Consider the following 25528-nt stretch of genomic DNA (forward strand, 5'->3'; position numbering starts at 1 on the left):
TGGAACTACCGGCTCAGCTCTTTTCCGGCGCTTCGACGCCGGAGTAGGCGAGCACGGCGTCGGGCAGGCGCGCGCCCTGCACCTTGATTGTGCCGACCGCGGCATTGAGTTCCGCAAGTTCCTCCGGCGTGAACCGGACTGAATCCGCGCCGATGTTTTCAAGCAGATGCGGCATCTGCGTCGTCCCTGGTATGGGAACGATCCACGGCTTCTGCGCCATCAGCCACGCGAGCGCGATCTGCGCCGGGGTAGCTTGCTTGTGCTTGGCCCAGCTCTTGATCAGCTCGACGAGCGCCAGATTGTGCGGCAGGTTCTCCGCCGAGAACCGGCCCTCGATCTTGCGGATGTCGCCGTCGGCGAACCGCGTTCTGGCGTCGATGGCGCCGGTCAGGAAGCTCACGCCGAGCGGGCTCCACGGGACGAAGCCAATGTCGAGTTCCTCGCAAAGCGGAAGCACTTCGCTTTCAGGCCCGCGCCATAGCATGGAGTATTCACTCTGGACGGCGGTGACCGGCAGCGCGGAGTGAGCGCGGCGGAGGGTGCTCAGGCCCATCTCGGACAGTCCCCAATGCAGAACCTTGCCCTGGTCCATAAGACTCTTCACGGCGCCGGCAACATCCTCGATCGGCACGTCCGGGTCGACCCGATGCTGGTAGAGCAGATCAACGCGATCAGTGCGCAGGCGCTTGAGCATGCCCTCGACCGCCAGCTTGATGTGGTCCGGGCGGCTGTTCAGCCCCGGATGCCGCTCGCCTGTCTCCAGGTCGATGTTCCAGCCAAACTTCGAGGTGATCACCACGCGGTCTCGAAACGGCGCGACACCCTCGCCAAGGATCCGCTCGACTTCATGCGGGCCGTAGGCCTCGGCAGCGTCGTAGAACGTGACACCGCGATCGAACGCGGTCCGGATAATGTTGATCATCTCGGGGCGGGTCGGGATTGTCGTCTGATAGGTCCGGCTCATGTTTTGGACGCCAATACCGAGGCTGGAGACTTCCAGCGAGGCCAGCTTCCGCCGCCCGCTGAGTGCAGCAGTGCTGTTGACGGCTGTCGGTTGAGCCGTCTCCTGGGCTGGCGCCTGGGAACCGGCAGCCAAAAGAAGCGGCGTCGCTGCGAGACTTCCTGCTGCGCTCAAAAACCCGCGGCGTCCCATCCTGAACATTCGCTCGTTTTCCATGCCTGATCTCCTTCTCTGTTGCTGCTGCCAAGAAGATAGGGTCTGTGACATCATGCGAAAACCTGCTATAATGCGCATGAGCCTGTTAGCTGGACTAACAAATACATCATGCAGAATTTCAACGACCTTGCCGCATTCGCGATGGTCGCACGGGAACGGAGCTTCACCCGCGCGGCAGCCAAACTAGGGGTATCGCCTTCGGCGCTCAGTCAGACCGTCCGCAACCTTGAGGAGCGGATCGGGCTCAGGCTTCTGACGCGGACCACACGGAGTGTCGCACCGACGGAAGCCGGTGGCCGCCTTTTGCGCACGTTGAGCCCAAGGTTCGAGGAGATCGAGGCAGAACTGGCCACCTTGAACGAGCTGCGTGAGAAACCGGCCGGAACGGTCCGCATCACCACTGGTGAGCACCCGGCTATCTCCGTGCTGCAGCCAGCGCTCAAGCGGTTCCTGCCGGACTATCCCGATGTCCAGGTTGAGATCATCATCGACTACGGCCTGACGGATATTGTCGCCGAGGGTTATGACGCCGGCGTCCGCATGGGCGAGCAGGTGGCGAAGGATATGGTGGCTGTCCGTATCGGGCCGGACATCCGCATGGCCGTGGTCGGTTCGCCGAAATATTTTGAGCGCTTTCCGGTCCCGCAAACCCCGCAGGACCTGACCGCGCACAAATGCATCAATATGCGGCTGCCGACTTATGGCGGGCTGTTTCCGTGGGGGCTCGAAAAGGACGGCCGCGAGGTGAAGGTGCGTGGCGTAGGCCAACTGGTCTTTAACAATCTTGGCATGCGGCTGAGTTCAGCGCTGGACGGGTTGGGGGTCGCCTATATGCCTGAGGATCAAGTGATTGCGCACATTGCCGAAGGACGGCTTATCCGGGTGCTGGAGGAATGGTGCCCGTACTTTCCAGGTTATCATCTGTACTACCCAAGCCGGCGTCACACTTCGCCGGCTCTTTCCCTGCTGATAGACGTTCTGCGTCAACGGGGCAGTTGAGCAAGCGGGCCGGACGGTGGCTTGTCCGCCTGCTGCGATTACCGCACATCGTTCGCTGCCTATCAAAGCAGTCCGGCAGCGATGTTACAGATTTTAAGTCAAATTTTACCGAACACGAGCCATGGCTTTTGGCGCTGCCCGGTGTTCTCTCCGTTTTGTTTCGCGTATGGGGTGATGATGCGTATTGTCAGGACGATTCCGCTGCTTCTCGTCTCCGGGCTGCTGACCGTGTCCACAGCCAACGCGGGCGAGGGCACCTTCGGCTGGCTGTCGGGCGACTGGTATCTGACGCTTGGCGCCACCGGCATGGTCGCGCCGAAATTCGAGGGCTCCAACAGTCTTCTGCTCAGCGCCACGCCGATCATCTCACTGGGCAAGGTCGGCCCCGCCGCCCGCTTCACCTCGCGCAATGACAATATTTCGCTGGCATTGGTCGACGATGGCGGCGTCCGCGCCGGCCTGACCGGAAAGTTCCTGTTTTCGCGCAGCAGCAAGGATGAGCTGAAAGGCCTCGACCCGGTGCGCTGGGGCGGCGAGGTCGGCGGTTTCTTCGAATTCTACCCGACGGACTGGCTGCGCGCCCGCGCCGAACTGCGCCACGGCATCCGTGCCCATGACGGCTTTGTCGCCGACATCGCCGCCGATGCGTTTTACGATGTGACGCCGACGGTCAGGATTTCGGGCGGCCCGCGCGTGTCGTTCGCCTCGTCGGGCTATTTCGACTCCTATTACGGCGTCAACGCCAAGGAGGCCGCGGCATCGGGCCTCAGCGAATACCATCCCGGCGGCGGCCTGAAATCAACCGGCCTCGGCGGTGCCATCACCTGGAAGGTGACGGAGCCGATGACCGCCAGCCTGTTCGGCGAATATGCGCACCTGAGGGGCCCTGCCGCCGATTCCAGCCTGGTCAAGGAGCGCGGCCAGCGCGACCAGTTCACCGTCGGTGTCTCGACCACCTACCGTTTCAACTTTTCAATGTAGGCGATTTCCGCGCTTTATTCCTGCCGTGGCTTCGGCTAAAAGCCCAGCCATGACCAGCTTTTCGCGCCTTTTCGCGATCGCGATACGAATTACAGGCCCGGTGTTCCGGGTGGCCTGAGCGCCGCCGGAGCCGCCGGGAGTTTCTGCGCGCCCCCTCGCGCTTTTTCCAGAACATCAACGCATATCGCCCAAAAGTGGGTCCGGTTTTTGGGAAAATGATATGCGTCAACCGAAGACTTCACGCCCGAGCTTCGATGCCGCCGGGCAATGCACATGGCAGACCAAATGACAGACACCGTTGAAACGATCGACTATTCCAAGACGCTTTATCTGCCGCAGACGGATTTCCCGATGCGCGCCGGCTTGCCGGAGAAAGAGCCGCTGCTGGTCAAGCGCTGGCAGGACATGGACCTTTATCGCAAGCTGCGCGAGAAGGCCGCCGGCCGCGAAAAATACGTGCTGCATGACGGTCCGCCCTACGCCAACGGCAACATCCATATCGGCCATGCGCTGAACAAGATCCTGAAGGACGTCATCACCCGCTCGTTCCAGATGCGTGGCTACGACGCCAACTATGTGCCGGGCTGGGACTGCCACGGCCTGCCGATCGAATGGAAGATCGAGGAGCAGTACCGCGCCAAGGGCAAGAACAAGGACGAGGTGCCGGTCAATGAATTCCGCAAGGAATGCCGCGACTTCGCCGCGCACTGGATCTCGGTCCAGGGCGGCGAGTTCCAGCGCCTCGGCGTCGTCGGCGACTTCAAGAACCCCTATACGACGATGGCTTTCCACGCGGAGTCGCGCATCGCCGGCGAGCTGTTGAAATTCGCAATGTCGGGCCAGCTCTATCGCGGCTCCAAGCCGGTGATGTGGAGTGTGGTCGAGCGCACCGCTCTGGCCGAGGCCGAGGTCGAATACCAGGACTATGAGAGCGATACGATCTGGGTGAAATTCCCGGTCGCCAGCCTTGCTCGCCCGGTCACCGGCACCGAGGACGCGCAGGCAGCGGCGCTGTCGGAATCCTCGCTTGACCTGCTCGAGGCCCATGTCGTCATCTGGACAACGACGCCCTGGACGCTGCCCGGCAACCGCGCCGTCAGCTATTCGCCGCGCGTCGCCTATGGCCTCTACACGGTGACGGCGGCCGAGAATGCCTTCGGCCCGCAGCCCGGCGAGAAGCTGATCTTCGCCGATGCGCTGGCCGAGGACGCGGCGGCAAAAGCCAAGGTCACGTTGACTCGGCTTCACAGCGTCTCAAGCGAACAGTTTGCAAGCCTTACGCTTTCGCATCCTTTCAGGGGGCTGGGCGGCGGCTATGAATTCCCCGTGCCAATGATCGCCGGCGACCATGTCACCGACGACGCCGGCACGGGTTTCGTCCACACCGCGCCCAGCCACGGCCGAGAGGACTTCGACGCCTGGACGGATGCGGTGGCCGAGCTGCTCAAGCGCGGTATCGACACCGCGATCCCGTTTCCCGTCGACGATGGCGGCTTCTTCACCAAGGACGCGCCGGGCTTCGGCCCGGACCGCGAGGGCGGCGCCGCGCGCGTCCTCGACGACAACGGCAAGAAGGGCAATGCCAACCAGGCGGTCATCGACGAGTTGATCAAGCGCAACGCGCTGTTCGCGCGAGGCCGGCTCAAGCACTCCTATCCGCATTCCTGGCGTTCGAAGAAGCCGATCATCTTCCGCAACACGCCGCAATGGTTCGTCTACATGGACAAGGACCTCGGCGACGGCACGACGCTGCGCAGCCGGGCGCTGAAGGCCATAGACGACACGCGCTTCGTGCCGGCGGCCGGCCAGAACCGCATCCGCGCCATGATCGAGGAGCGCCCCGACTGGGTGCTGTCGCGCCAGCGCGCCTGGGGCGTGCCCATCGCCGTCTTTGCCGACGAGGACGGTAACGTGCTGAAGGACGAAGCGGTCAACCAGCGCATCATGTATGCTTTCGAACAGGAAGGCGCCGACGCCTGGTTCGCGGCCGGCGCCAAGGAGCGCTTCCTCGGTAATCACGATGCCTCCAAATGGAAGCAGGTGATGGACATCCTCGACGTCTGGTTCGATTCGGGCTCGACGCATGTCTTCACGCTGGAGGACCGTCCGGACCTGAAATGGCCGGCCGACGTCTATCTCGAAGGCTCCGACCAGCATCGCGGCTGGTTCCACTCCTCGCTGCTCGAAAGCTGCGGCACCAGGGGCAGGGCGCCCTACGACACCGTCGTCACCCATGGCTTCACCATGGATGAGGAGGGCCGCAAGATGTCGAAGTCCCTCGGCAACACCGTCGTGCCGCAGGACGTCATCAAGCAGTCCGGCGCCGATATCCTGCGGCTGTGGGTGGTGACGACAGACTATTGGGAAGACCAGCGGCTCGGCAAGAACGTGCTGCAGACCAACATCGACGCCTACCGCAAGCTCCGCAACACCATCCGCTGGATGCTGGGTACGCTGGCCCATGACGATGGCGAGGAGGTGCCGCTGGAAAAGATGCCGGAACTGGAGCGGCTGATGCTGCACCGGCTGGCTGAGCTGGATGAGGTCGTGCGCTCGGGCTACGACGCGTTCGAGTTCAAGCGCATAACCCGCACTTTGCTCGACTTCATGGTGGTCGAGCTGTCGGCCTTCTATTTCGACATCAGGAAGGACGCACTCTATTGCGACGGACCTGCCAGCGTGAAGCGCAAGGCCTCGGTGCAGGTGGTGCGCCACCTCTTCGACTGCCTGGTGAAATGGCTGGCGCCGATGCTGCCTTTCACCATGGAAGAAGCCTGGCTCGACCGTCATCCCGATGCCGTTTCGTTGCATCTCGACCAGTTCCCTGAGATTCCGGCCAACTGGAAGAACGAGGCGCTGGCGGAGAAATGGCGCAAGGTGCGGCAGGTCCGCCGTGTCGTCACCGGCGCCCTCGAGATCGCCAGGGCCCAGAAGGTCATCGGCTCATCGCTGGAAGCGGTACCGGTCGTGACTCTCGACGATGCCGCGCTTGAAGCTGCAATCGCCGATGTCGACATGGCCGAAATGGCGATTACCAGCGATCTCGTCATCGCCCATGGCAAGGCGCCGGAAGGCGCCTTTGCGCTCGACGATGTCAAAGGTGTCGCCGTCGTGGTCGAAAAGGCCGAGGACCGCGGCTTGGTCAAATGCGCGCGCTCGTGGCGCTATACGGCCGATGTCGGGCAGGATGCCGAATTCCCCGACGTTTCGGCCCGCGATGCCGCGGTGCTGCACGAGCTGCAGGCTCTGGGACGTTTGTGAGTCCATAAGCCGGTGCACAAAGGCCACGCCGGGTGGGCGAAAACCGCCCGCGCGTTGCCCTTAACGAGTGGTTGAGGTAAACACGCGAAACTCCGGAAGACAAATTGTCGCCGGATTTCCGTCGCAAGAGCGTGGACGATGGGGACCGGACCTTTGGCCGGTGACGATCGAGAGGCTGTCTAGAGTGGGACTTTTTGGCATGACCGACAGAACTTCCGTGCGCGTTGCGCTGCTGGCGCCGCTTGTCGCGTCCGGCCTCGCTCTGTCCGGCTGCATGGGTTCGCCCACCTACGGCACCGACAAGACGGCTGGCGAGCAGCTTGCGGGCGACCTTTCGGGTGCCTTTTCAATCTCGCCGAAGCGCAAGCAACAGATCGACTACAAGCCGCGCCCGGAGCTGGTGAAGCCCGCGCCGGGGCAAAAGGAAGCGCTGCCGGCGCCGCAGGAAAGCATCGAGACGGCGAGCACTGATTGGCCCGAATCGCCCGAGCAGCGCCGCGCCCGCCTGCGTGCCGACGCCACCGCCCACCAGGATGATCCGTCCTATCAGTCGCAGATTGTCGATGATGTGCAGACCGATCCGGCTTCTGTAAAGAAGGCGATGGCGGATTCGGCCTCGAGCCACCCGCCGCGCTGGTCGCCGGCGGATTCGGACAAGGGCCGCGCCGCCGAAATCCAGCGCCGTACGGCAGAGGGCAAGCAGGGCGATCCCACCACGCGCAAATATCTGAGCGAGCCGCCTCTGGCCTACCGCGCCGCCGCCGACACCGCGCCGCAGGGCGAACTCGGCGAGGATGAATACAAGAAGGAACGCCGCCTCAAGAAAGAGGCAGCCGCCAAGAGCAAGAGCGGCGGGCTCTTCGACTGGCTGCCCTCCTGGTAAGAAGCGTCGCCTTCCCAGTTGAAGGCTCTACGGTTCGCGCCTTTCCCGAAAGAATTCCTTGAGCAGCAAGGCCGCATCGGCTTCGGCCATGCCCGGATAGATATCGGGCGTATGGTGGCAGGTGGGTGAGGCGAAGAAGCGCACGCCGTTGACCACCGCGCCGCCCTTCTCGTCGGCCGCGCCGAAATAGAGCCGGCGCAGCCTGGCGAAGGAAATGGCGCCGGCGCACATGGCGCAGGGCTCCAGCGTCACATAGAGGTCGTGCCCGGTCAGCCGCTCGCTGGAGAGCTTCTGGCAGGCCGTGCGGATCGCCAGCATTTCGGCATGCGCCGTCGGATCGGCAAGTTCACGGGTACGGTTGCCGGCGGATGCCACCACGGTGTCGCCGCTGACGATGACGGCGCCGACGGGAACTTCGCCGCGCAAGGCGGCGGCTTGCGCCTCTTTCAGCGCCAGCGCCATGAAATCCGGCCGCTTCACGCGGTTTGCATCCTGATTATCTCCTCGCCACTTAGCTGTGATCCTGTTATGGAGCGCGTCAACCCGAACATCGGAACAGATTTTCGGAAATGATCATGCGCCACATCAAAGTGCTATAGCGTTCGTTGCGCGCCCCAAAGGATGCGCCACGCTGTAGCAGCGCAAACGGACAAAGGCCACATGGACGACAACGACAAGAAATCCCCGCGCCACAAAGGCCCGGGCAAAAGCGGTCCGAGAGCCGCGGGGCCGCGCCGTGATGGCGCCGCCAGCAAAGGCGGCAAGCCTTCCTTCGGGGCCAAGAAACCTTATGCGCCACGTGGTGCCCGGCCGGCAGCGGCTGAAGGCGAGCGGCCGAAGCGCGACTTCAAGAGCGGCGACCGGCCATTCAGCAAGGGGCCGCGTCCCGAAGGCAAGTCGTTCGAAAAGCGCGAAGGTCCGCGCAAACCTTACGCACCGCGCGGCGACCGGCCGATGGCAGCCGATGGCGAGCGGCCGAAGCGGGATTTCAAGAGCGGCGACCGGCCGTTCAGCAAGGGTCCGCGCCCGGAAGGCAGGCCTTTCGAAAAGCGCGAAGGGCCGCGCAAGCCCTATGCGCCGCGTGGCGACCGGCCGATGGCGGCCGATGGCGAGCGGCCGAAGCGCGACTTCAAGAGCGGCGACCGGCCGTTCAGCAAGGGGCCGCGTCCCGAAGGCAAGCCCTATGAAAAGCGCGAAGGTCCGCGCAAGCCCTACGCGCCGCGCGGTGATCGGCCTGCTGCCGCCGAAGGCGAAAACCGTTTCGACCGGCCAAAGCGCGATTTCGGCGATCGTCCGCAGCGCGACGCCGGAGATCGGCCCAAGCGTGATTTCGTGGATCGCCCCAAGCGCGATTTCGGTGGTGACCGGCCGCAAGGCGCATCCGGCAGCGGCTTCAAGCCGAGACCGCGCGCCGTGGAGACGGAAGAAGCCGGCGAGCGCATCGCCAAGCGGCTGGCCCGCGCCGGACTGGCTTCGCGACGCGATGCCGAGGATCTGATCGCGGCCGGCCGCGTCAAGGTCAACAACCGGGCTTTGACCTCGCCGGCCTTCAACGTCATGCCCGGCGACATCATCCATCTCGACGGCATGGAAATCCCGCCGATCGAGCGCACAAGGCTGTTCCTGTTTCACAAGCCGGCCGGGGTCGTCACCACCAACCGCGACCCCGAGGGACGCAAGACCGTGTTCGACGTGCTGCCGGCCGAATTGCCGCGGCTGATGACCATCGGCCGGCTCGACATCAACACCGAAGGCCTGCTGCTGCTCACCAATGATGGCGGTCTGTCGCGCGTGCTCGAACTGCCTGCCACCGGCTGGCTGCGCCGTTACCGCGTGCGTGTTCATGGCAAGGTCGAGGAAAGCATGCTGGCGGGGCTGCGTGAAGGCATTGCCGTCGACGGCGTCTTCTACGGCGCCATCGAGGCGACGCTCGACCGTGAGCAAGGCACCAATGCCTGGCTGACGATCGGCCTGCGCGAAGGCAAGAATCGGGAAGTGAAGAACATCCTTGGTTCGCTCGGCCTCGACGTGACGCGGCTGATCCGCATCTCCTACGGGCCGTTCCAGCTCGACGACCTCGCCGAAGGCCATGTGCTGGAGATCAAGGGCCGCGTCTTGCGTGACCAGCTCGGCGAACGCCTGATCGAGGATTCCGGCGCCAATTTCGACGCCGAGATCACCAAGCCGTTCTCCAACCAGCCGGTGCGGCGTGAGCGCGAAGTGGAGCCCGAACGGCCGAAATTCACCCGCGAGGGCGACCGCCGGCCGATCGGCGAGGGCGGTCTGATCAAGAACCGCAAGCGCCGCGAGGGCAGCCGCGACGAGGCGCTGGGCAAGCTGTCGACCAGCCCCGAAAGAGGCGCTGCGCCAGCAAAGAGCTTTGGCGAACGAGGCGCGCGGCCCGAGCGCAGCGAGTTTCGCGAAAAGCCACGTGGCGATTTCGGCGACAAACCGCGCAGTGGCTTCGGTGACAAACCCCGTGGCGCCTTTGGTGACAAACCGCGTGGCGGCAAAAAACCTGAGCGCGAGCAGCGGCCGATCGAGCCGCCGGGCCAGCGCAAGGCCAATGTCTGGATGGCGCCGGGCGCGCGCCCGATCGGCAAGGGCAGGGCGGAAGCCGATGCCGCCAAGGCGGCCGACGCCAAAGCGCGCAAGGCCTCGTTCAAGCCGGCCTATGGCAAGCCGGCCTATGGCAAGCCGGGTGGCGGCAAGCCGCGCGGCGAGCGTCCGGATGGCGGTCGCGGCGGTGAGCGGCCGCGCAATGGTCCCAAGGGTCCCCGGACCAGATGAGAGCCGGACTTAAATGAGGATCGTCGGCGGCCAATTTCGCGGGCGTCCGTTGGCGACGCCGCGCGACCATGCCATCCGCCCGACCACCGACCGCGCCCGCGAGGCCGTGTTCAACGTATTGGCGCACCGCTTCGCCGACAAGCTCGAGGGCGCGCGTGTGCTCGATCTGTTCGCCGGCACGGGCGCGCTCGGCCTCGAAGCGCTGTCGCGCGGCGCCTCCTATGGCGTCTTCATCGAGGAATCGGCCGAAGGGCGCGGCCTGATTCGCACCAATGTCGAAGCCTTTGGCCTCACCGGCCGCACCAAGATCTTTCGCCGCGACGCGACTGCCTTGGGCGAGGCCGGCACGCTTGCCGCCTTTGGCCTGATCTTCGCCGATCCGCCCTATGGCAAAGGTCTCGGCGCACGCGCGCTACGTTCGGCCAGGGATGGCGGCTGGCTGCTGCCCGGCGCGCTTTGCGTGGTCGAGGAAGCCGCCTCGGCGCCCTTCGAGGTCGGGCCCGAATTCTCGGTGGTTGATGAGCGCAACTACGGCGAGACGGTGATCCGGTTCATCGAGGCTGGGTGATTAGGCTCCCCCTTCGCCCCTTGTGGGAGAAGGTGGCCGAGCGAAGCTCGGTCGGATGAGGGGTGTTGGAAGGATCGCTGCTTTGGAGGTTAAGTGTTGAAAATCGCTTACATTTTCCTTGGTTGAGTTTCTTCCGGCGCCCCTCATCCGTCTCGGCGCTGCGCGCCGATCCACCTTTTCCCACAAGGGGAGAAGGAAGAAACAGCGCCTTCAAAATGACGCACAATTCACTTTGCCTCGGTGGCTAACCTTGCCTATCGTCGCGCGATAACAAACCGGAGCCATTGATGACACCTCATACTGAATGGCTGCGGAGAGTGTTGCTCGCCACCGCGCTGACCGTGGCCGGCCCGGCCCTGGCCGGGGACGACGGCAAGGTGGCGAACTTCCTGCTCGACAACGGCATGGAAGTGGTGGTCATCCCCGATCACCGCGCCCCGATCGTCACCCATATGGTGTGGTACAAGATCGGCAGCGCCGACGAGCCGCCAGGCAAGTCCGGCATCGCGCATTTCTTCGAACACCTGATGTTCAAGGCCACGACCAACCATGCCGCGGGCGAGTTCGACCGCGCCATTTCGGACATAGGCGGCTCCAACAACGCCTTCACTTCCTATGACTACACCGCCTTTCACGAGACGGTGACGCCCTCGGCGCTCGAACTGATGATGCGCTTCGAGGCCGACCGCATGCGCAACCTCATCTTGACCGACGAGGTCATCAAGACCGAGCGCGACGTGATCCTGGAAGAGCGCCGCTCGCGCATCGACAGCGACCCCGAGGCCGTGCTCGACGAGGAGGTCGACGCGACACTCTGGCAGAACCAGCCCTACCGCATTCCTGTCATCGGCTGGATGCAGGAGATGGAACAGCTGAACCGCACCGATGCGGTTGCCTTCTATGACAAGTATTACCGCCCCAACAATGCCGTGCTGATCGTTGCCGGCGATGTCGAGCCGGACGCGGTGAAGGCGCTGGCCGAAAAGACCTATGGCAAGGTCGCGCGCGGCCCGGACCTGCCGCCGCGCATCCGCCCGGTCGAGCCCGAGCAGAACACCAGGCGCACGGTGACGCTCACCGATGGACGCGTTTCGGTGCCGAGCTTTTCGACGCAATGGGTGGTTCCGTCCTACCACACCGCAAAACCCGGCGAGGCCGAGGCGCTCGACCTGTTGGGAGAGATCCTTGGCGGCGGCAGCCGCAGCCGGCTCTACCAGCAGCTTGTGGTCAAGCAGGGCATCGCATCGGGGACCGGCGCCTTCTTCCAGGGAACCATGCTCGACGCTACCAATTTCACCGTCTATGGCGCGCCGCGCGGCGACGCCAAGCTGAGCGACGTCGAGGCGGCCGTCGACGCCGAGATCGCCCGCATCATCAAGGACGGCGTCACCGCCGACGAGTTGGAGAAGGCCAAGGCCCGCTACATCAGGGCCCTGATCTTCGCCCGCGACAAGCAGGACGAGATGGCCAATCTCTACGGCGCCGAGCTCGCCACCGGCGGTAATGTGAAGGACATCGAGGAATGGCCGGACCGCATTCGCAAGGTCACCGCCGACGAGATCAAGGCGGTCGCCGCCCGCTATTTGCTGCTCGACCGTTCGACCACCGGCTATCTCTTACCGCAGCAACAGGCGGGGAATTGATGATGAGCCTGCATAGCGCTGTGTTGCCTTCCCGCCTTATGCGCCACTTACCTTCTCCCACAAGGGGAGAAGGGGGAGCCTGGCGGGGAGAAGGTAAGGCGCTCCGTACCTTCACCACCCTGTTCCTCGCCATCCTCTTCCTCGTCCTGCCGGCGCTTGCCGCGCGCGCGATGGACATCCAGCAGGTGACCTCGTCAAAGGGCATCAACGCCTGGCTGGTCGAGGATCACTCCATTCCGATCATCGCCATTCGCTTCGTCTTCGATGGCGGCTCGACGCAGGATCCGGCCGGCAAGGAAGGGCTGGTCAATCTGATGACCGGCCTGTTCGACGAGGGCGCCGGCGACCTCGACAGCGAGGCCTTTCAGACCAGGCTTGACGATGCCGGCGCCGAAATGGGCTTCGACGCGGCGCGCGACGGCACCTATGGCACGATGCGCATGCTGGCCGAGCAGAAGGATGCGGCCTTCGATCTGCTCAGGCTGGCGGTCAACAACCCGCGCTTCGACCAGGCGCCGATCGACCGCATCCGCTCCCAGATATTGTCCGGCATCATCGCCAGTGAGCGCGACCCCAACACCGTCGCCCAGACCAAATGGCTGCGCGCCATCTATGGCGACCATCCCTATTCGCGGCCCGACCAGGGCACCAAAGACAGTATCGCCACCATCACCGCGGCGGATCTGGCGGCCTTCCACAAGGCCAATTTCGCCCGTAATGGCCTGCATGTCGCGGTGGTCGGCGACATCGACGCCGCGACGCTGAAACAGAAGCTCGATGACGTGTTCGGCGACCTGCCGGAAAAGCAGCTGCTGCGGCCGGTAGCCGATACCGAGCTGAAGCTCGGCCAGCAGCTTGAGGTCGATTACGACCTGCCGCAGACCTCGCTGCAGTTCGCCTATCCCGGCGTGAAGCGCGATGCGCCGGATTTCTTCCCGGCGGTGCTGATGAACCAGATTCTCGGTGGCGGCACCTTCACCTCGCGCCTCTATGACGAGGTGCGCGAAAAGCGCGGCCTGGCCTATAGCGTCGATTCCAACCTGGTCGATCACCAGCATTCCAATGCGCTGATCATCACCACGGCGACGCGTTCGGACCGCGCGGCCGAGACGCTCGGCATCGTCAAGGACGTGGTCAGGAAGATGGCCGAGGAGGGGCCGACAGAGGCCGAACTGGACGCGACCAAGAAATACATGGTCGGCTCCTACGCCATCAGCAATCTGGATTCTTCCAGCGCCATTGCATCGACGCTGGTGGAATTGCAGCTCGACAATCTCGGCATCGATTACGTGCAGCGCCGTTCAGCGCTCATCAACGGCGTGACGCTCGATCAGGTCAAGGCGGCGGCCAAGAAGCTGCTGACGGCGGCCCCTGCGATCATGAGCATCGGCCCGAAGCTGGAGGCCAAATGACAGGTCCCACTTTCGGCATCGCCTTTGGCGGCGGCGGCGCTCGCGGCTTGGCTCACATCCACATCGTCGAGGCGCTGGACGAGCTCGGCATCAAGCCGGTGGCAATCGCCGGCTCCTCGATCGGCGCCATCATGGGCGCCGGCATGGCCTCTGGCATGAGCGGCAAGGAAATCGAGGATTATGCCCGTTCGATCCTGAGCCGCCGTGCCGAGGTCGCAGCGCGCATGTGGCGCTCGCGGCCGGGCACCATCGCCGAGGCCATGCAGGGCGGCATCCGCGTCAGCCAGTTCAACATCGAGCGCATCCTGAAGGCCTTCCTGCCCGAAGCCATTCCCGAAACCTTCGCCGAGCTGAAGATCCCGCTCAAGGTGACGGCGACCGACTATTTCGGCCACAAGCTGGCCGTCTTCGACGATGGCGACCTGCATTCGGCCTTGGCGGCTTCGGCTGCCATCCCCGCCGTGTTCCGCCCGGTGACGCGCGACGACCGTGTGCTGATCGACGGCGGCATCTACAACCCGGTGCCGTTCGACCTGATCGAAAACGCCGCCGACATCATCATCGCCATCGATGTCGTCGGCGCGCCGAGCGAGGCCGAGCGCAAGCACCCGACCACCGTCGACCTGATGTACGGCGCCACGCAATTGATGATGCAGTCGATCATCGCCCACAAGCTGAAGCAGGGGCCGCCCGACATCCTGATCCGCCCCAACGTGTCGAAGTACCGCGTGCTCGATTTCATGAAGATCGACGCGCTGATGGCCGAGACGCAGGAGATCAAGGACGAGCTGAAGCGCGAGGTGGAAAGGGTGGTCGAGGCGCGCGCCAAGGGCAAGCGAGGGAAGAAGGCCGGTTGAACTGCTAATCTCCCCCCTTGAGGGGGAGATGGCCGGCAGGCCAGAGGGGGGTCGGTTCGACTGGATACGACCTCCTTGCGACAGATGAGGTGGGCGCTTTACGCGCAGCGACCCCCTCTGTCGCCTTCGGCGACATCTCCCCCTCAAGGGGGGAGATTAACCTCACGTCCCCGCCGCATATTCCAGCGCCACCACGCCATTGCTGAACGTCATGGCCGAGATCGGCTCCAGCGCCACAGGCATATCGGTCGGAAACAGCTTCTTGCCCTCGCCAACAGTGCCGGGGTAGCTCAGCAGCCTGACGCGGTCGACCAGGCCGTGGCGCAGCAATTCCTGCGCGACGCTGAGGCTGCCATGCACATAGATGTTGCCGCCGCTGCCTTGCTTCAGCTTGCTCACCGCTTCCGGCAAGGAACCCGTAAGCAATTCCGCCGGCGTCCAGTCCAACGCCTTCAGGCTGGTCGAGGCGACATATTTCGGCAACGCGTTGAAGCGGTCGGCGAAATCTCCCGTTTCGCTCGGCCATGAGCCTGCAAAGATCGCATAGGTCGTGCGCCCCAGGAGCATGGCGCCGCTGTCGGCAAGCTCATCCTCCTTGAACCTTTGCATCTCGTCGTTCCAGGTCACTTTGGGCAGCTTCTCGACTTCGGCAATGCCGTCGACGCTGATGAATTCGGTGACGATCAATTTCCTCATGGCGTTCTCCTTTCTTGGCCAGAGGACGGATGGCGGAGACTTGATGCTACACGCAACGAGGGGAAAATTCTTCCGGCCTGGAATAAACTCCCGAGATCGGATTTTGGTGTTACATCGCAGGCAGATATTCCCCAGGAACGGATTGCAGGACGATCATGGGATTCGGAGTCTTCATTCACCGATGGGATTCGAGATACAACGATCGCCCTACAGAGCAATACCAGTTTCCTCGCCCGTATCTCAGCCGCGTCGAAGCATGCGTCGCAGAGCGTCCCACCTGATCGGAGAAAGAGGTTGTCAGTCTGAAGGTGGCGGTGATGCGGCGTCGAATTCCGGGTGTTCGATTTGATGATGAAATCAAGGACGCTGAAGCGGATCTTGAGAAGGCGGTGGAGGTGCTGGGCGGCGAGGGCGCGGGGGTGGAACGGCCGCTGACGATCCAAAGCGGACTCCCAGAGGCGAAGGCGCATGACCGCTTTGCGCCGCATGTCGGCCGTAGAGGTCGGCTTTCGCAGCTTCCTGAAAGCCGATCTTGCCGGCCATCAAGCTGGAGGTAGTGGTTGCGCCAATTGTCGACGTTTGCAGTTATGCCAACAACGTCGCGACTACTCGGCAAGCAGACTTACGGCCTTGCGGCATTTGGGAGTTCACTTGACGACCGAAAACTCGAACTGGTCCCCGCGGTAAACGGCCTTGTATTCGTCGTCGCGCCCCGGCGTCCTGAACACATTGCGAAAAATCGCCCCACAGCTTGTCAGTTCTCTGGGAAAGGCGTTGCACAAGAAATCGCCTTGCACCCACGAGGTTCCTACGCGGCTCCTCTGGCCAACGGTCTCGCTGACGGCGCCGTCGACCGAGGTTGTGCGCTGCATCGGCAGGAACGTGGGCGTTACCAATTTTCCGCGCGTTTCGTGCCCGAACATGAGAGACTTTATTTCCGCCCCTGTGAGCCGGTCCTTCGGATTCATGCCTGCCTTTGCCAATGCCGACAGCTCTGGCACACCTGCCTTGGTCAGCCCGGCCAAAAGGCGTTCGATATCGGCCGTATTCTTGAACACCATGGAATCCTGGGTCATCAACTGGCTCGGCTCCCATTCCCACCTCCGCGCAACAACCTTCCTAAGCGTTTCCAAAGCCGCCGCGGCCTGGTCTGTGCGCCCAAGATGCCCATAAGCCGAAATAAGGACCTGCAGGGCATAAAATTTCGCCCGTGGATCGGCGGATATAAGGTCCATCTTCTCGATAGAGCGAACCGCGTCCTCAAACTTCTCCTGGCCGAACTCGGCCAGTCCGGCTTGGTAGCGCCTGTAGTCCATCCACGAGTTTGGGTCGACGCGCGCAGCCGCATCGAGATAGCTAAGCACTTCCTTCGGCCTGCCGTTGAAATTCAGAGCATTGGCCAGCGAGAGATAATTCCAAGTATCGCTGGGATCGAGCGCCACCGACTTCAGAAGAACGGTAACTGCGTCGTCCGAGTCGTGCTCGCGGACCATCAACTCGGCGACGAGCTGATAGTAGCCCGGCGAAGGATCCCTGGCCGCCGCTTCCAGGGTTTCATAGATCTTGCCCTGGGCCACGTCGGTCGTAAGCCCCATTACTACGACCCGAGCGACATCCGCGTCCCAGTAGGCCCAGGCGAGCTGGGCGTACGCCGCGCCGAAATCGGGGTCGAGTTGCACGGCTTGCTGGAAATACTTCACAGCCTGCGCAAACTCCTCGGGCGTGTTGATACGGTTGTAGATGTCCATCCCCTTGAGATAGGCCTCATAGGCCTCGGGATTACTGGTGCCTCCGGCCCGGGTAGCCGGCGCGCCGCTCACCAGGCGGAGCTGGAGCGCACCCGCGATGCTGCTGACAACCCTGTCCTGCAGCGCGAATACGTCCGCCCACCGGCCGTCGAAACGCTCCGCCCAGAGATGTCTGGAAGTCGAGCCATCGATCAGCTGCGCATTGATGCGCATGTCGTCGCCGACGCGGCGAATCGAGCCTTTCAGCAGGTAGCGGACGCCCAATGCCGCCGCAATCTCCGCCGGCTTCGGGTCCTTGTCCTTGTAAGCGGAGGCCGCGTTGGGGGAGAAGACGAAAAGACCCGGCACACGCGCCAGTGCGGTCGTCAGATCCTCGGTGAAGCCGTTGGCGAGATATTCTTGTTCCTTGTCGTCGCTGAGATTGTCGAAGGGCAGGACGACTAGCGAGGGCCGGGTGTCGGCTGCCTCGCTGACGGTCGGAACGGCAAGCTGTGCAGGCCTCTCCCACGGCTGCCACCATGCTACTGCAAGGCCGAGAGCCAGGACGAGAACACCCGCCGCGACTGGAAGACGCCAGGCGCGCGGCTGGCGGCGAACATGAAGGGTCTTGCCCGCTGCCGCTGGATCAAGCAGTACGCGATACGCCCGAACTGGTTCGGTGATGTTCTTAACCCTCTGTTCGCCCATTGACTCAAATGTGAACGCTAGCTTCCTCTCGACCTCCTTGGCCACTTTTCCCGAGGCACAGATGCCGCCTGGCTCTGCCAGCTGCTGAAGCCTGGCCGCGACATTGACCCCTTCGCCATACCGGTCCTCGCCGTCAACGATCACCTCGCCGAGGTTGATACCGATCCGCACCAGGATCTGTTCCGACTCGGGAAGCGAGGCGTTGCGCTCGGACAGGCCGCGCTGCAGCGACACCGCACATTCGACGGCATCGACGACACTGCCGAATTCGGCCAGCATCCCATCGCCCATCAGCTTGAAAATATGGCCGTGGTGGCGAGCGATTTCGGGTTCGAACAGTTCTTTGCGTCCGGCACGAAGGCGCTCGAATGTACCGGCCTCGTCGCGCTCCATCAGAGACGAATAGCCCACTACATCTGCGGCTAAAATCGCGGAAAGCTTGCGATCCATTGTCGGCCTGGCCCCAGCGGATCATAGTATCGGTTGTTCTGAAAGGAAACCGACCTCACCAGCAAATCCCTTCTTCCGCACGTTTGATGGACCGCTGATACGGCGAGGTGTAACCAATGTCGTAGTCACCACATTCGAGACATTAGTGCTTGCCTGCCGGAATGGCTCGTTTGGGTCAGATCACGTCGACGCCTGCGGCTACCGGGAGTGTCCGCTTCTCAAAGTCCGAACCTCGAAGCTGCCAGTCCGCATGCGTGAAGAGTTTCGGGCGCCGGCAGGCGTACGAAAGTCCCCGAGGAAGGAACCCGTGGGCCACAGTCGATGGCTATGGGGATTTCGATTTGCGGCTGGTGTCGGCGACGGCGCGACCGCCGCCGGCAAGCGTCGGTTTTGATGTGGACGGACCGCTTCGCCTTTCAGCCACGCGGTATTGTCGGCTCGGCGCGCGGCCGGACGCGACCCGTTCGGCGTCGATGATCACCATGGACACGCGTGGGTCCGTTGCCGGAGGCTGGGCGCCTGCGGCTGAACGCTGGAGCATGCCATGCCGGGTCATGGAGAGTTCTCCCGGTTCGTCGCGGTGGTGTCCGGCGGTCCGCGCGGCTGTCGCCACCGTTCGAACGTCTCGATGATGATCATGCTTCCGCCGCAGCATCGGCATGGCGGACGGAAGTCAGTCGGTTCTACCGAGTTGTCGTCCTCCGACGGCGCAGCAACGTTCAGCAGTTCGCGGGCGCGTGCGAGGCTGCCTTTGCGGGAGCCGCCGGCGAGCAGGCCGTAGTGACGGATGCGGTGGAAGCCGCGCGGCAGGATGTGGAGCAGGAATCGGCGGATGAACTCGTCGGTGGCGAGTGTCATGACCTGCTGCCGATCGGTGCCGTCACGACGATAGTCCTTGTAGCGGAACGTGACCCCTGCTTCATCGAACCGGATGAGGCGGCGGTTCGAGATCGCAACCCGGTGGGTATAGCGGGACAGATAGGCGAGCACTGCCTCCGGCCCGGCGAACGGCGCCTTGGCGTACACCACCCAGCGCTTCTTGCGGACCGGCGACAGGTGCCGCACGAATGCCTGCCGCGCGGACAGGTGCGCCATAAATCCGAAGAAGGCGAGCCGTCCTGCGTCGTGCAGAGCGACCAGCCGGGTGAGGAAGAGCCGTCGGAACAGCTTGCCGAGTACGCGCACCGGAAGCAGGAAGGCCGGCCGAGAAGATATCCAGCGGCTTCCGTCCGGCGCGATGCCGCCGCCCGGCACGATCATGTGGACATGCGGATGGAGCGTCATCGCCGAGCCCCAAGTGTGAAGGACGGCGGTGATGCCGATGCGCGCGCCGAGATGCTTTGGATCCGCCGCGATCGTCAGCATCGCCTCCGCTGCCGCCTTGAACAGCAGGTCGTAGACGAGCGCCTTGTTCTGGAACGCGATGTCGGCGACCTCGGCGGGCAGCGTGAACACGACATGGAAGTAGCCGACCGGCAGCAGGTCGGCCTCGCGCTCGGCCAGCCACGTCCGCGCCGCCGCGCCCTGGCACTTCGGGCAGTGCCGGTTGCGGCAGGAGTTGTAGGCGATCCGCCATTGGCCGCAGTCCTCGCAAGCCTCGACGTGACCGCCAAGGGCTGCGGTGCGGCAATACTCGATCGCCGACATGACCTTGAGCTGCTGCAGGCTCAGATGACCTGCGTGGGCGGCCCGGTAAGCGGGTCCGGCAGCACGGAAGACGTCGGCAACCTCGATCGAGGCGCGCACGCTCAGCCGTCGGATGAGATCTCTTCCGGCTTGAACAGGCCAAGCTTGTCGAGCGGGCTCGTGACCGTGCGCACCGTTCGGGTCGCCACCTTCGCGTAAAGGGCGGTGTTGTTGAGCTTGGCATGCCCGAGCAGGACCTGGATGATCCGGATGTCGGTGCCGTCCTCCAGCAGGTGGGTGGCGAAGCTGTGGCGCAGCGTGTGCGGCCCGACCCGCTTGGCGATGTCGGCGGCCTGGGCCGCCTCGACGACGATGCGATAGAGCTGCCGCGTGCTGATCGGCTTCATCGCGTGCTGTCCGGGGAACAGCCAGCCGTCACGGTGCATCACGCCCTGCTGACGTCCGACCTTCCACCACTCACGCAGAAGCGTGAGCAGGTCCTCCGAGAGCATGGCATTGCGATAGCGCCCGCCCTTGCCACGCTCGACGCGCAGCAGCATGCGCTCGCTGTCGACGTCGGCAACCTTCAGCATCGACACCTCGGCGACACGCAGGCCCGCGCCATAGGCGACTGACAATGCGGCCTGGTGCTTGAGACACGTGGTGGCGTTGAGCAGCCGGGCCACCTCGTCGCGGCTGAGCACCACGGGCAGGTTGCGCGGATGCGCCAGCCGGACAAGCCTGCGCGCCAGGTCCGGGCGGTCGAGCGTGTGGGTGAAGAAGAAGCGCAGTGCCGACACGATGCTGTTCATCGTTGGCACGGGAACGCCGTCCTCCTGCTGCTCGATCTGGAACCGGCGCAGGTCGTCGGCGGTAGCGGTGTCTGGTGAACGCCCGAGGAATGTCGCCAGGCGTCCGATGTCGCGGAGATAGTTGCGCTGCGTCTCGCGTGAGAAGCGCCGCATGTTCATGTCGTCGATCAGCCGCTGGCGCAGCGGGCTGACGGGTGCATCGAGAACGGGATGGTGCATGGTCAGGCTCCTTGTTGAAGAAGCCCGCCATGCTCTGCCGCTGCCGAACCACCCTCAATGCGAGCGCGACGTCCGGGTCGTGATCGCTACCTCACCCCACGCGCCCATCCCGCGCAGCGGGTTCGTTCCTCGGCCCCAAAGGCGACATCGGAAGATCTGCTCGTCAATGGTCACTTCTGACGCAAATCGGTCGCAACGAACAGCTGCGTCGATCGCGTCGCCACTCGCCGCACCCCCTTGCCATCCCCGAATTCTCATCCTAGTCTCCCGTTGAGAAAACCTTTTCCCAAGTTCCGTGGCGTCCGCCGATCCCCAACATCGCCAGGGCACGGGCCAGCAAGAGAAAACCTTTTCCCAAACCGAGGACCAACACCTAAGCAATGGCATCCGACGCGCCACCACCTGTCTCCGCCAAGACCCCCGTCACCCTGCGTGAAGTCGCGGCGATGGCCGGCGTCAGCGTGGCGACGGCTTCGAAGGCACTGAACGGGCAGGGGCGGATGACGGCACAGACGCGCGAGCGCATTCGTGAGACGGCGCAGCGGCTCGGGTTCCGGCCGAACAGCCTGGCACAGAGCCTGTTGCGCAAGCGCTCCTTCACCGTCGGGCTGCTGACCAATGATACCTATGGACGCTTCTCGCTGCCGCTGATGGCCGGCGTGTCCGATGCTTTGGTCGATGCCGGCGTCTCGGTGTTCCTGTGCAATGTCGAGGACGACCAGCGGCTCGGCCAGCTGCATGTCGAGGCGATGCTCGACAAGCGCGTCGACGGCATCATCGCCACCGGCAAGCGCATCGACCGCCACCTGCCGGTCGACCTCGCCAATCTGCGCATCCCGGTGATCTACGCCTTTACCCAGCCCGATCCCGACGCCATCGGCTTCGTCTCCGACGACGCCGGCGGCGCGCGGCTGGCGGTCGAGCATTTTTGCGCGCAGGGGCGCCGGCGCATCGCCCATGTCAGCGGTCCCGCGAGCTTCGGCGTGGTGCATGAGCGCGCCCGGGCCTACCGCGAGGTGCTGACCGAGCATGGCCTGCCGGTTGCCGAGCCGCTGCTCGGGCATTGGTCGGAGGCCTGGGGGCACGAGGCGGTCGCAAGACTGTTCGACGGCAAGTCGGGCAGGGGGGAGAAACCCGACGCCGTCTTCTGCGGCAACGACCAGATCGCGCGCGGCGTCATCGATGCGCTGCGCGAGCGCGGGGTCAGTGTGCCCGGCGATGTCGGCGTCATCGGTTTCGACAATTGGGAGATCGTGGCGGAAGCGACGCGGCCGCCGCTGACCTCGGTCGACATGAACCTCTCAGCGCTTGGCCGCGAGGCCGGGCTTGCGCTGCTTTCGCTCGTCGGCGGCCAACCGGCCGCGCCGGGCATCCGAAAACTGCCGTGCCGGCTGGTGGTGCGTCAGTCATGCGGCCGTCCACCAGGCGGCTAGTAGAACGCGCGGCGCGATCTGGGAGAGCGCCGCAATAGGGAGGAGAACAGAACCATGAGGAGGAAAACCATGAAGACCATGATTGCCGGGCTTGCCCTTGCCGCGAGTATTTTCGCCATGCCCGCCATGGCCGCCGACACGGCCAATATCTGGGTGCGTGCCGATGGCTCGAATTTCATGCCGCGCATCGTCGATGCCTTCAACAAGGCACATGAGAACCAGATCAAGCTCGACATTATCCCCAATGCCGAGATCATTCCGAAATATGGCGCCGCGGCCGCCGGCGGCACTGCGCCCGACGCGTTGTCACTCGACCTGATCTACACACCGGCCTTTTCCGCCGCCGGCCAGCTGGAAGACATCACCGACTGGGCGAAGTCGCTGCCCTATTTCGCCAGCCTGTCGCCGGCGCACGTCAAGACCGGCACCTACAAGGGCCGCATCTACGGCCTGCCGTTCTCGGCCGATAGCTCGGTGCTGATCTGGAACAAGAAGCTGTTCAAGCAGGCCGGGCTCGACCCTGAAAAAGGCCCGACCAACTGGGCCGAAATCGAAGCCGACGCCGAGAAGATCAACGCCCTCGGCGGCGACATCAAGGGCTTCTATTTCTCCGGCAATTGCGGCGGCTGCAACATCTTCACCTTCACGCCGCTGGTCTGGGCTTCGGGCGGCGACATCCTCTCCGAGGACGGCTCCAAGGCGACGCTGGACAGTCCGCAATTGCGCGGCGCCATCGACCTCTACCGCTCGATGGTCAAGAAGGACCTGGTGCCGGCCGGCGCGCAGACCGACACGGGGTCCAATTTCTTTGCCGCCTTTGCCGCCGGCAATATCGGCATCTCGCCCTCCGGCGCCTTCGCCATCGGCGCGCTCAACACGCAGTATCCTAATGTCGATTACGGTGTCACCTTCCTGCCGGGCAAGGATGGCGCCTGGTCATCCTTCGCCGGCGGCGACAATTTCGTCGTCACCAAGGGCACCACAAAGCTCGCCGTGGTGAAGGAGTTTCTCGACTTCGCCTATTCGCTCGAGGGCCAGACCATCCTCGCCAAATACGGCAGCCTGCCGGTGCGCGGCGACATCGCCAAGGAGGCGCTGAAGGATCTCGACCCGCGCTACCAGATCGCCGCCGAGGCGATGGCCAAGGGCCGCACACCCTATTCGGTGGTGTTCAACGATTTGATCAACTCCGCCAACGGCCCGTGGACGCAGATGGTCAACGAGGTCTTCTTCGGCGACGATGTCGACGGCGCGATCGCGAACGCCCAGGAGACCATGCAGTCGATCATCGACCAGGCGCCGCAGAAATAGCGCCGCCCTCAACCTCCCCCTTGAGGGGAGGTCGGACCCGAAGGGTCCGGGTGGGGTCGCCTGCGAAGTGCCCGGCCTTTCTGTCGGCGCACTGCGCAGAGGACCCCACCCCCGGCCTTCGGCCGGACCCTCCCCTCGAGGGGGAGGGGGACGCCGCAACTGGAGCATCGCATGACCACCATCGCAGCAACCTCCGCCTCGGCGCGCCCGCGAAAACTGGTCGGCGCCGGGCGCCGGCAGTGGATCGGCTTGCTCTATGTCGCGCCGGCCGTGGCGCTGGTCGTCGTGTTCTTCATCATCCCGCTCGGCATGACGGCGTGGATGTCGTTGCACAACTGGCCGCTGATGGGCGAGCACAGCTACATCGGCCTCGATAATTATTGGGCGATCCTGCGCGACACCAGGTTCTGGAATGCGCTGCGCTTCACCGGCCTCTACACGGTGGTGGTGACGATCGCGATCTTCGCCGTCGCCTTTCCGCTGGCGCTGTTCATCGAGCGTCCCCGGCGGCTCACCGGCTTCTACCGCACGTCCTTCTTCATGCCGGCTGTTATCGGCTTCGCTTCGGCGAGCCTACTCTGGTCGTGGCTTTTGAATGTCGATTCCGGCCTGTTCAGCCCGGCCGCCTTCGACCTCGGCCTGACCGGGAAGAAATTCAACCTTCTGGCCACCTTCCAGCCGGCCTTCTGGTCGATCATCGCCATGGTCGTGTGGAAGGTGGCGGGCTTCACCATGATCATCCTGATGACCGGCCTGCAGTCGATCCCGACCGACCTGCAGGAGGCGGCGATGATCGATGGGGCAGGACCGTTCGCGCGCTTTCGCGCCATCACGCTGCCCTTGATGCGCCGCACGCTGGCGCTGGCGCTGATCCTGTCGGTCGCGGGCTCGATCCTCGCCTTCGACCAGTTCTACATCATCCTGCGCGGTGGCCCGCGCAATCAGACGCTGACCGCCGTCTACTGGATATTCAACCAGTCCTTCGTGTCGTTCAAGCTCGGCTATGGCGCCGCACTGTCGATGATCCTGCTCGCCATCCTGGTCGCGCTCAGCACGTTCCAGCTCTGGCTACTGCGCAAGCCTGAGGGGGTCGACTGATGGCGCAGGCAAGAAGCCGCAACAGCCGCTTGCGCCTCGGCATCGCCGAGCACGCGACCGGCATGATCGCCTCGGTCCTGTTCCTGGCGCCGATCGTCTGGACGGTGCTGTCGGCCTTCAAGCCGTCGCAGGAGGCGCGCCTGCCGCCGCTGCCGCCTTGGCCGACCACCGGTTTTTCGGTCGAAAATTACGGCACGCTCAACACTTTCGGCGACGGGCTGTGGCTGCCGGCGCAAAACAGCCTCTATGTCTCCGTCATGACGGTGGTGTTTTCCGTCATCGTCAGCGTGCTTGCCGGCTACGGCTTCTCGCGCTTCCGCTTTCCGTTCAAGGACCTGCTCTTCGTCGTCATCCTGTCGACGATCATGATCCCGTTCCAGTCGATCCTGACGCCGATCTTCCTGGTGCTGACCAAGGTCGGCCTGCACAACACGCTGACCGGGCTGGTCTTTGTCTACGTCACGCTGCAGCTGCCGTTCTCGATCTTCATGATGCGCAACGCCTTCGACGCGGTGCCGCGCGAGATCGAGGAGGCCGCCCGCATGGACGGCGCCAACAATCTCACCATGCTGCTGAAGGTGATGCTGCCTTTGGTCTGGCCCGGCATCGTCACCATCGCGCTGTTCGCCTTCCTCGGCGCCTGGAACGAGTTCCTGGCCGCCCTGGTGCTGATGACCGACCAGTCCAAATTCACGCTGCCGATCATGATGACCGCACTTCAGTCCGGCCGCTTCGGCGCCATCGACTGGGGCGCCGTGCAGGCCGGTGTCACCGTGATGATGGTGCCTTGCCTGATCCTCTTCCTGTTGCTGCAGCGCTTCTACATACGCGGCCTGATGGCCGGCGCCGTGAAATGACCCGCAGTGAAATGACAATG

At 64.0% G+C, this 25528-nt stretch carries 20 protein-coding genes and 1 pseudogene; 14 read left to right on the forward strand and 7 right to left on the reverse strand.

Annotated elements, in window-relative coordinates:
* Nucleotides 1-13: 13 nt before the first annotated feature.
* Nucleotides 14-1177, reverse strand: a complete 1164-nt coding sequence (locus ACYHH6_RS19270) for an aldo/keto reductase (RefSeq protein ID WP_352590358.1) — start codon at nt 1175-1177, stop codon at nt 14-16.
* 108 nt (nt 1178-1285) lie between these two features.
* On the opposite strand from ACYHH6_RS19270, the gene ACYHH6_RS19275 reads away from it, so the two are divergent.
* From ACYHH6_RS19275 to ACYHH6_RS19290, 4 genes are all read left to right on the forward strand, one after another.
* Complete coding sequence (locus ACYHH6_RS19275) at nt 1286-2176, forward strand: LysR family transcriptional regulator (RefSeq protein ID WP_352590361.1); 891 nt, start codon at nt 1286-1288, stop codon at nt 2174-2176.
* Between the two features lie 177 nt (nt 2177-2353).
* A complete protein-coding gene (locus ACYHH6_RS19280; RefSeq protein ID WP_352590364.1) occupies nt 2354-3157 on the forward strand; it encodes a MipA/OmpV family protein in 804 nt (267 codons plus the stop codon).
* Nucleotides 3158-3442: 285 nt separating this feature from the next.
* Nucleotides 3443-6418, forward strand: coding sequence for an isoleucine--tRNA ligase (gene ileS, locus ACYHH6_RS19285; RefSeq protein WP_352590367.1), 2976 nt, complete (start codon nt 3443-3445; stop codon nt 6416-6418).
* Nucleotides 6419-6617: 199 nt separating this feature from the next.
* Entirely contained in the window at nt 6618-7301 is a 684-nt protein-coding gene (locus ACYHH6_RS19290; protein ID WP_352590370.1) for a hypothetical protein, read from the forward strand.
* A gap of 27 nt (nt 7302-7328) precedes the next feature.
* Here ACYHH6_RS19290 and ACYHH6_RS19295 read toward each other — a convergent pair whose 3' ends face one another.
* Nucleotides 7329-7781, reverse strand: a complete 453-nt coding sequence (locus ACYHH6_RS19295) for a nucleoside deaminase (RefSeq protein ID WP_352590373.1) — start codon at nt 7779-7781, stop codon at nt 7329-7331.
* Between the two features lie 180 nt (nt 7782-7961).
* On the opposite strand from ACYHH6_RS19295, the gene ACYHH6_RS19300 reads away from it, so the two are divergent.
* The 5 genes from ACYHH6_RS19300 to ACYHH6_RS19320 all read left to right on the forward strand — a co-directional run bounded on the left by ACYHH6_RS19300 (nt 7962) and on the right by ACYHH6_RS19320 (nt 14571).
* A complete protein-coding gene (locus ACYHH6_RS19300; RefSeq protein WP_352590376.1) occupies nt 7962-10091 on the forward strand; it encodes a pseudouridine synthase in 2130 nt (709 codons plus the stop codon).
* A gap of 13 nt (nt 10092-10104) precedes the next feature.
* A complete protein-coding gene (gene rsmD / locus ACYHH6_RS19305) occupies nt 10105-10659 on the forward strand; it encodes a 16S rRNA (guanine(966)-N(2))-methyltransferase RsmD (protein WP_352590380.1) in 555 nt (184 codons plus the stop codon).
* Between the two features lie 287 nt (nt 10660-10946).
* Nucleotides 10947-12302 carry a M16 family metallopeptidase gene (locus ACYHH6_RS19310; RefSeq protein ID WP_352590383.1) on the forward strand — a complete coding sequence of 452 codons (1356 nt, stop codon included), beginning with the start codon at nt 10947-10949 and terminating at the stop codon, nt 12300-12302.
* A 2-nt stretch (nt 12303-12304) separates the two neighbouring features.
* Nucleotides 12305-13714, forward strand: a complete 1410-nt coding sequence (locus ACYHH6_RS19315; protein WP_352590386.1) for a M16 family metallopeptidase — start codon at nt 12305-12307, stop codon at nt 13712-13714.
* Entirely contained in the window at nt 13711-14571 is an 861-nt protein-coding gene (locus ACYHH6_RS19320) for a patatin-like phospholipase family protein (protein WP_352590389.1), read from the forward strand. Before ACYHH6_RS19315 ends, ACYHH6_RS19320 begins: the two co-directional genes overlap by 4 nt.
* A 162-nt stretch (nt 14572-14733) precedes the next feature.
* On the opposite strand, the gene ACYHH6_RS19325 is transcribed toward ACYHH6_RS19320, so the two are convergent.
* On the reverse strand, nt 14734-15267 hold the full coding sequence (locus ACYHH6_RS19325) for a dihydrofolate reductase family protein (RefSeq protein ID WP_352590392.1): 534 nt from the start codon (nt 15265-15267) through the stop codon (nt 14734-14736).
* A 155-nt stretch (nt 15268-15422) separates the two neighbouring features.
* Between ACYHH6_RS19325 and ACYHH6_RS19330 the strand changes: the two are divergent.
* Nucleotides 15423-15536 (forward strand): annotated as a pseudogene (locus tag ACYHH6_RS19330) (HNH endonuclease); the annotation flags it as partial.
* A 378-nt stretch (nt 15537-15914) separates the two neighbouring features.
* Here ACYHH6_RS19330 and ACYHH6_RS19335 read toward each other — a convergent pair.
* The 4 genes from ACYHH6_RS19335 to ACYHH6_RS19350 form a co-directional block, all read right to left on the reverse strand.
* A complete protein-coding gene (locus ACYHH6_RS19335) occupies nt 15915-18152 on the reverse strand; it encodes an adenylate/guanylate cyclase domain-containing protein (RefSeq protein WP_352590395.1) in 2238 nt (745 codons plus the stop codon).
* Nucleotides 18153-18477: 325 nt separating this feature from the next.
* Nucleotides 18478-18708 carry a hypothetical protein gene (locus ACYHH6_RS19340; RefSeq protein ID WP_352593662.1) on the reverse strand — a complete coding sequence of 77 codons (231 nt, stop codon included), beginning with the start codon at nt 18706-18708 and terminating at the stop codon, nt 18478-18480.
* Nucleotides 18705-19898, reverse strand: coding sequence for an IS91 family transposase (locus tag ACYHH6_RS19345; protein WP_352593664.1), 1194 nt, complete (start codon nt 19896-19898; stop codon nt 18705-18707). Before ACYHH6_RS19345 ends, ACYHH6_RS19340 begins: the two co-directional genes overlap by 4 nt.
* Before the next feature lie 2 nt (nt 19899-19900).
* Complete coding sequence (locus ACYHH6_RS19350) at nt 19901-20809, reverse strand: tyrosine-type recombinase/integrase (RefSeq protein ID WP_352593666.1); 909 nt, start codon at nt 20807-20809, stop codon at nt 19901-19903.
* A 380-nt stretch (nt 20810-21189) separates the two neighbouring features.
* Here ACYHH6_RS19350 and ACYHH6_RS19355 point away from each other — a divergent pair, with 380 nt between their 5' ends.
* The 4 genes from ACYHH6_RS19355 (at nt 21190) to ACYHH6_RS19370 (ending at nt 25508) form a co-directional block, all read left to right on the forward strand.
* Complete coding sequence (locus ACYHH6_RS19355; RefSeq protein ID WP_352592565.1) at nt 21190-22242, forward strand: LacI family DNA-binding transcriptional regulator; 1053 nt, start codon at nt 21190-21192, stop codon at nt 22240-22242.
* A gap of 69 nt (nt 22243-22311) precedes the next feature.
* Nucleotides 22312-23553, forward strand: coding sequence for an ABC transporter substrate-binding protein (locus tag ACYHH6_RS19360; RefSeq protein WP_352592562.1), 1242 nt, complete (start codon nt 22312-22314; stop codon nt 23551-23553).
* Between the two features lie 171 nt (nt 23554-23724).
* Nucleotides 23725-24651 (forward strand): carbohydrate ABC transporter permease, encoded by a 927-nt coding sequence (locus tag ACYHH6_RS19365; RefSeq protein ID WP_352592559.1) that lies wholly within the window; start codon nt 23725-23727, stop codon nt 24649-24651.
* On the forward strand, nt 24651-25508 hold the full coding sequence (locus ACYHH6_RS19370; protein WP_352592556.1) for a carbohydrate ABC transporter permease: 858 nt from the start codon (nt 24651-24653) through the stop codon (nt 25506-25508). Before ACYHH6_RS19365 ends, ACYHH6_RS19370 begins: the two co-directional genes overlap by 1 nt.
* Nucleotides 25509-25528 lie beyond the last annotated feature (20 nt).

Source organism: Mesorhizobium sp. P171375 (genome assembly GCF_057786075.1).

Coding starts and splice junctions, on each gene's coding strand:
- ACYHH6_RS19290 (WP_352590370.1), top strand. CDS start 6,618: ATGACCGACAGAACTTCCGTGCGCGTTGCGCTGCTGGCGCCGCTTGTC.
- ACYHH6_RS19350 (WP_352593666.1), bottom strand. CDS start 20,809: ATGCACCATCCCGTTCTCGATGCACCCGTCAGCCCGCTGCGCCAGCGG.
- ACYHH6_RS19275 (WP_352590361.1), top strand. CDS start 1,286: ATGCAGAATTTCAACGACCTTGCCGCATTCGCGATGGTCGCACGGGAA.
- ACYHH6_RS19320 (WP_352590389.1), top strand. CDS start 13,711: ATGACAGGTCCCACTTTCGGCATCGCCTTTGGCGGCGGCGGCGCTCGC.
- ACYHH6_RS19355 (WP_352592565.1), top strand. CDS start 21,190: ATGGCATCCGACGCGCCACCACCTGTCTCCGCCAAGACCCCCGTCACC.
- ACYHH6_RS19270 (WP_352590358.1), bottom strand. CDS start 1,177: ATGGAAAACGAGCGAATGTTCAGGATGGGACGCCGCGGGTTTTTGAGC.
- ACYHH6_RS19335 (WP_352590395.1), bottom strand. CDS start 18,152: ATGGATCGCAAGCTTTCCGCGATTTTAGCCGCAGATGTAGTGGGCTAT.
- ACYHH6_RS19370 (WP_352592556.1), top strand. CDS start 24,651: ATGGCGCAGGCAAGAAGCCGCAACAGCCGCTTGCGCCTCGGCATCGCC.
- ileS (WP_352590367.1), top strand. CDS start 3,443: ATGACAGACACCGTTGAAACGATCGACTATTCCAAGACGCTTTATCTG.
- ACYHH6_RS19280 (WP_352590364.1), top strand. CDS start 2,354: ATGCGTATTGTCAGGACGATTCCGCTGCTTCTCGTCTCCGGGCTGCTG.
- ACYHH6_RS19365 (WP_352592559.1), top strand. CDS start 23,725: ATGACCACCATCGCAGCAACCTCCGCCTCGGCGCGCCCGCGAAAACTG.
- ACYHH6_RS19360 (WP_352592562.1), top strand. CDS start 22,312: ATGAAGACCATGATTGCCGGGCTTGCCCTTGCCGCGAGTATTTTCGCC.
- ACYHH6_RS19300 (WP_352590376.1), top strand. CDS start 7,962: ATGGACGACAACGACAAGAAATCCCCGCGCCACAAAGGCCCGGGCAAA.
- ACYHH6_RS19310 (WP_352590383.1), top strand. CDS start 10,947: ATGACACCTCATACTGAATGGCTGCGGAGAGTGTTGCTCGCCACCGCG.
- rsmD (WP_352590380.1), top strand. CDS start 10,105: ATGAGGATCGTCGGCGGCCAATTTCGCGGGCGTCCGTTGGCGACGCCG.
- ACYHH6_RS19325 (WP_352590392.1), bottom strand. CDS start 15,267: ATGAGGAAATTGATCGTCACCGAATTCATCAGCGTCGACGGCATTGCC.
- ACYHH6_RS19340 (WP_352593662.1), bottom strand. CDS start 18,708: ATGACCCGGCATGGCATGCTCCAGCGTTCAGCCGCAGGCGCCCAGCCT.
- ACYHH6_RS19315 (WP_352590386.1), top strand. CDS start 12,305: ATGAGCCTGCATAGCGCTGTGTTGCCTTCCCGCCTTATGCGCCACTTA.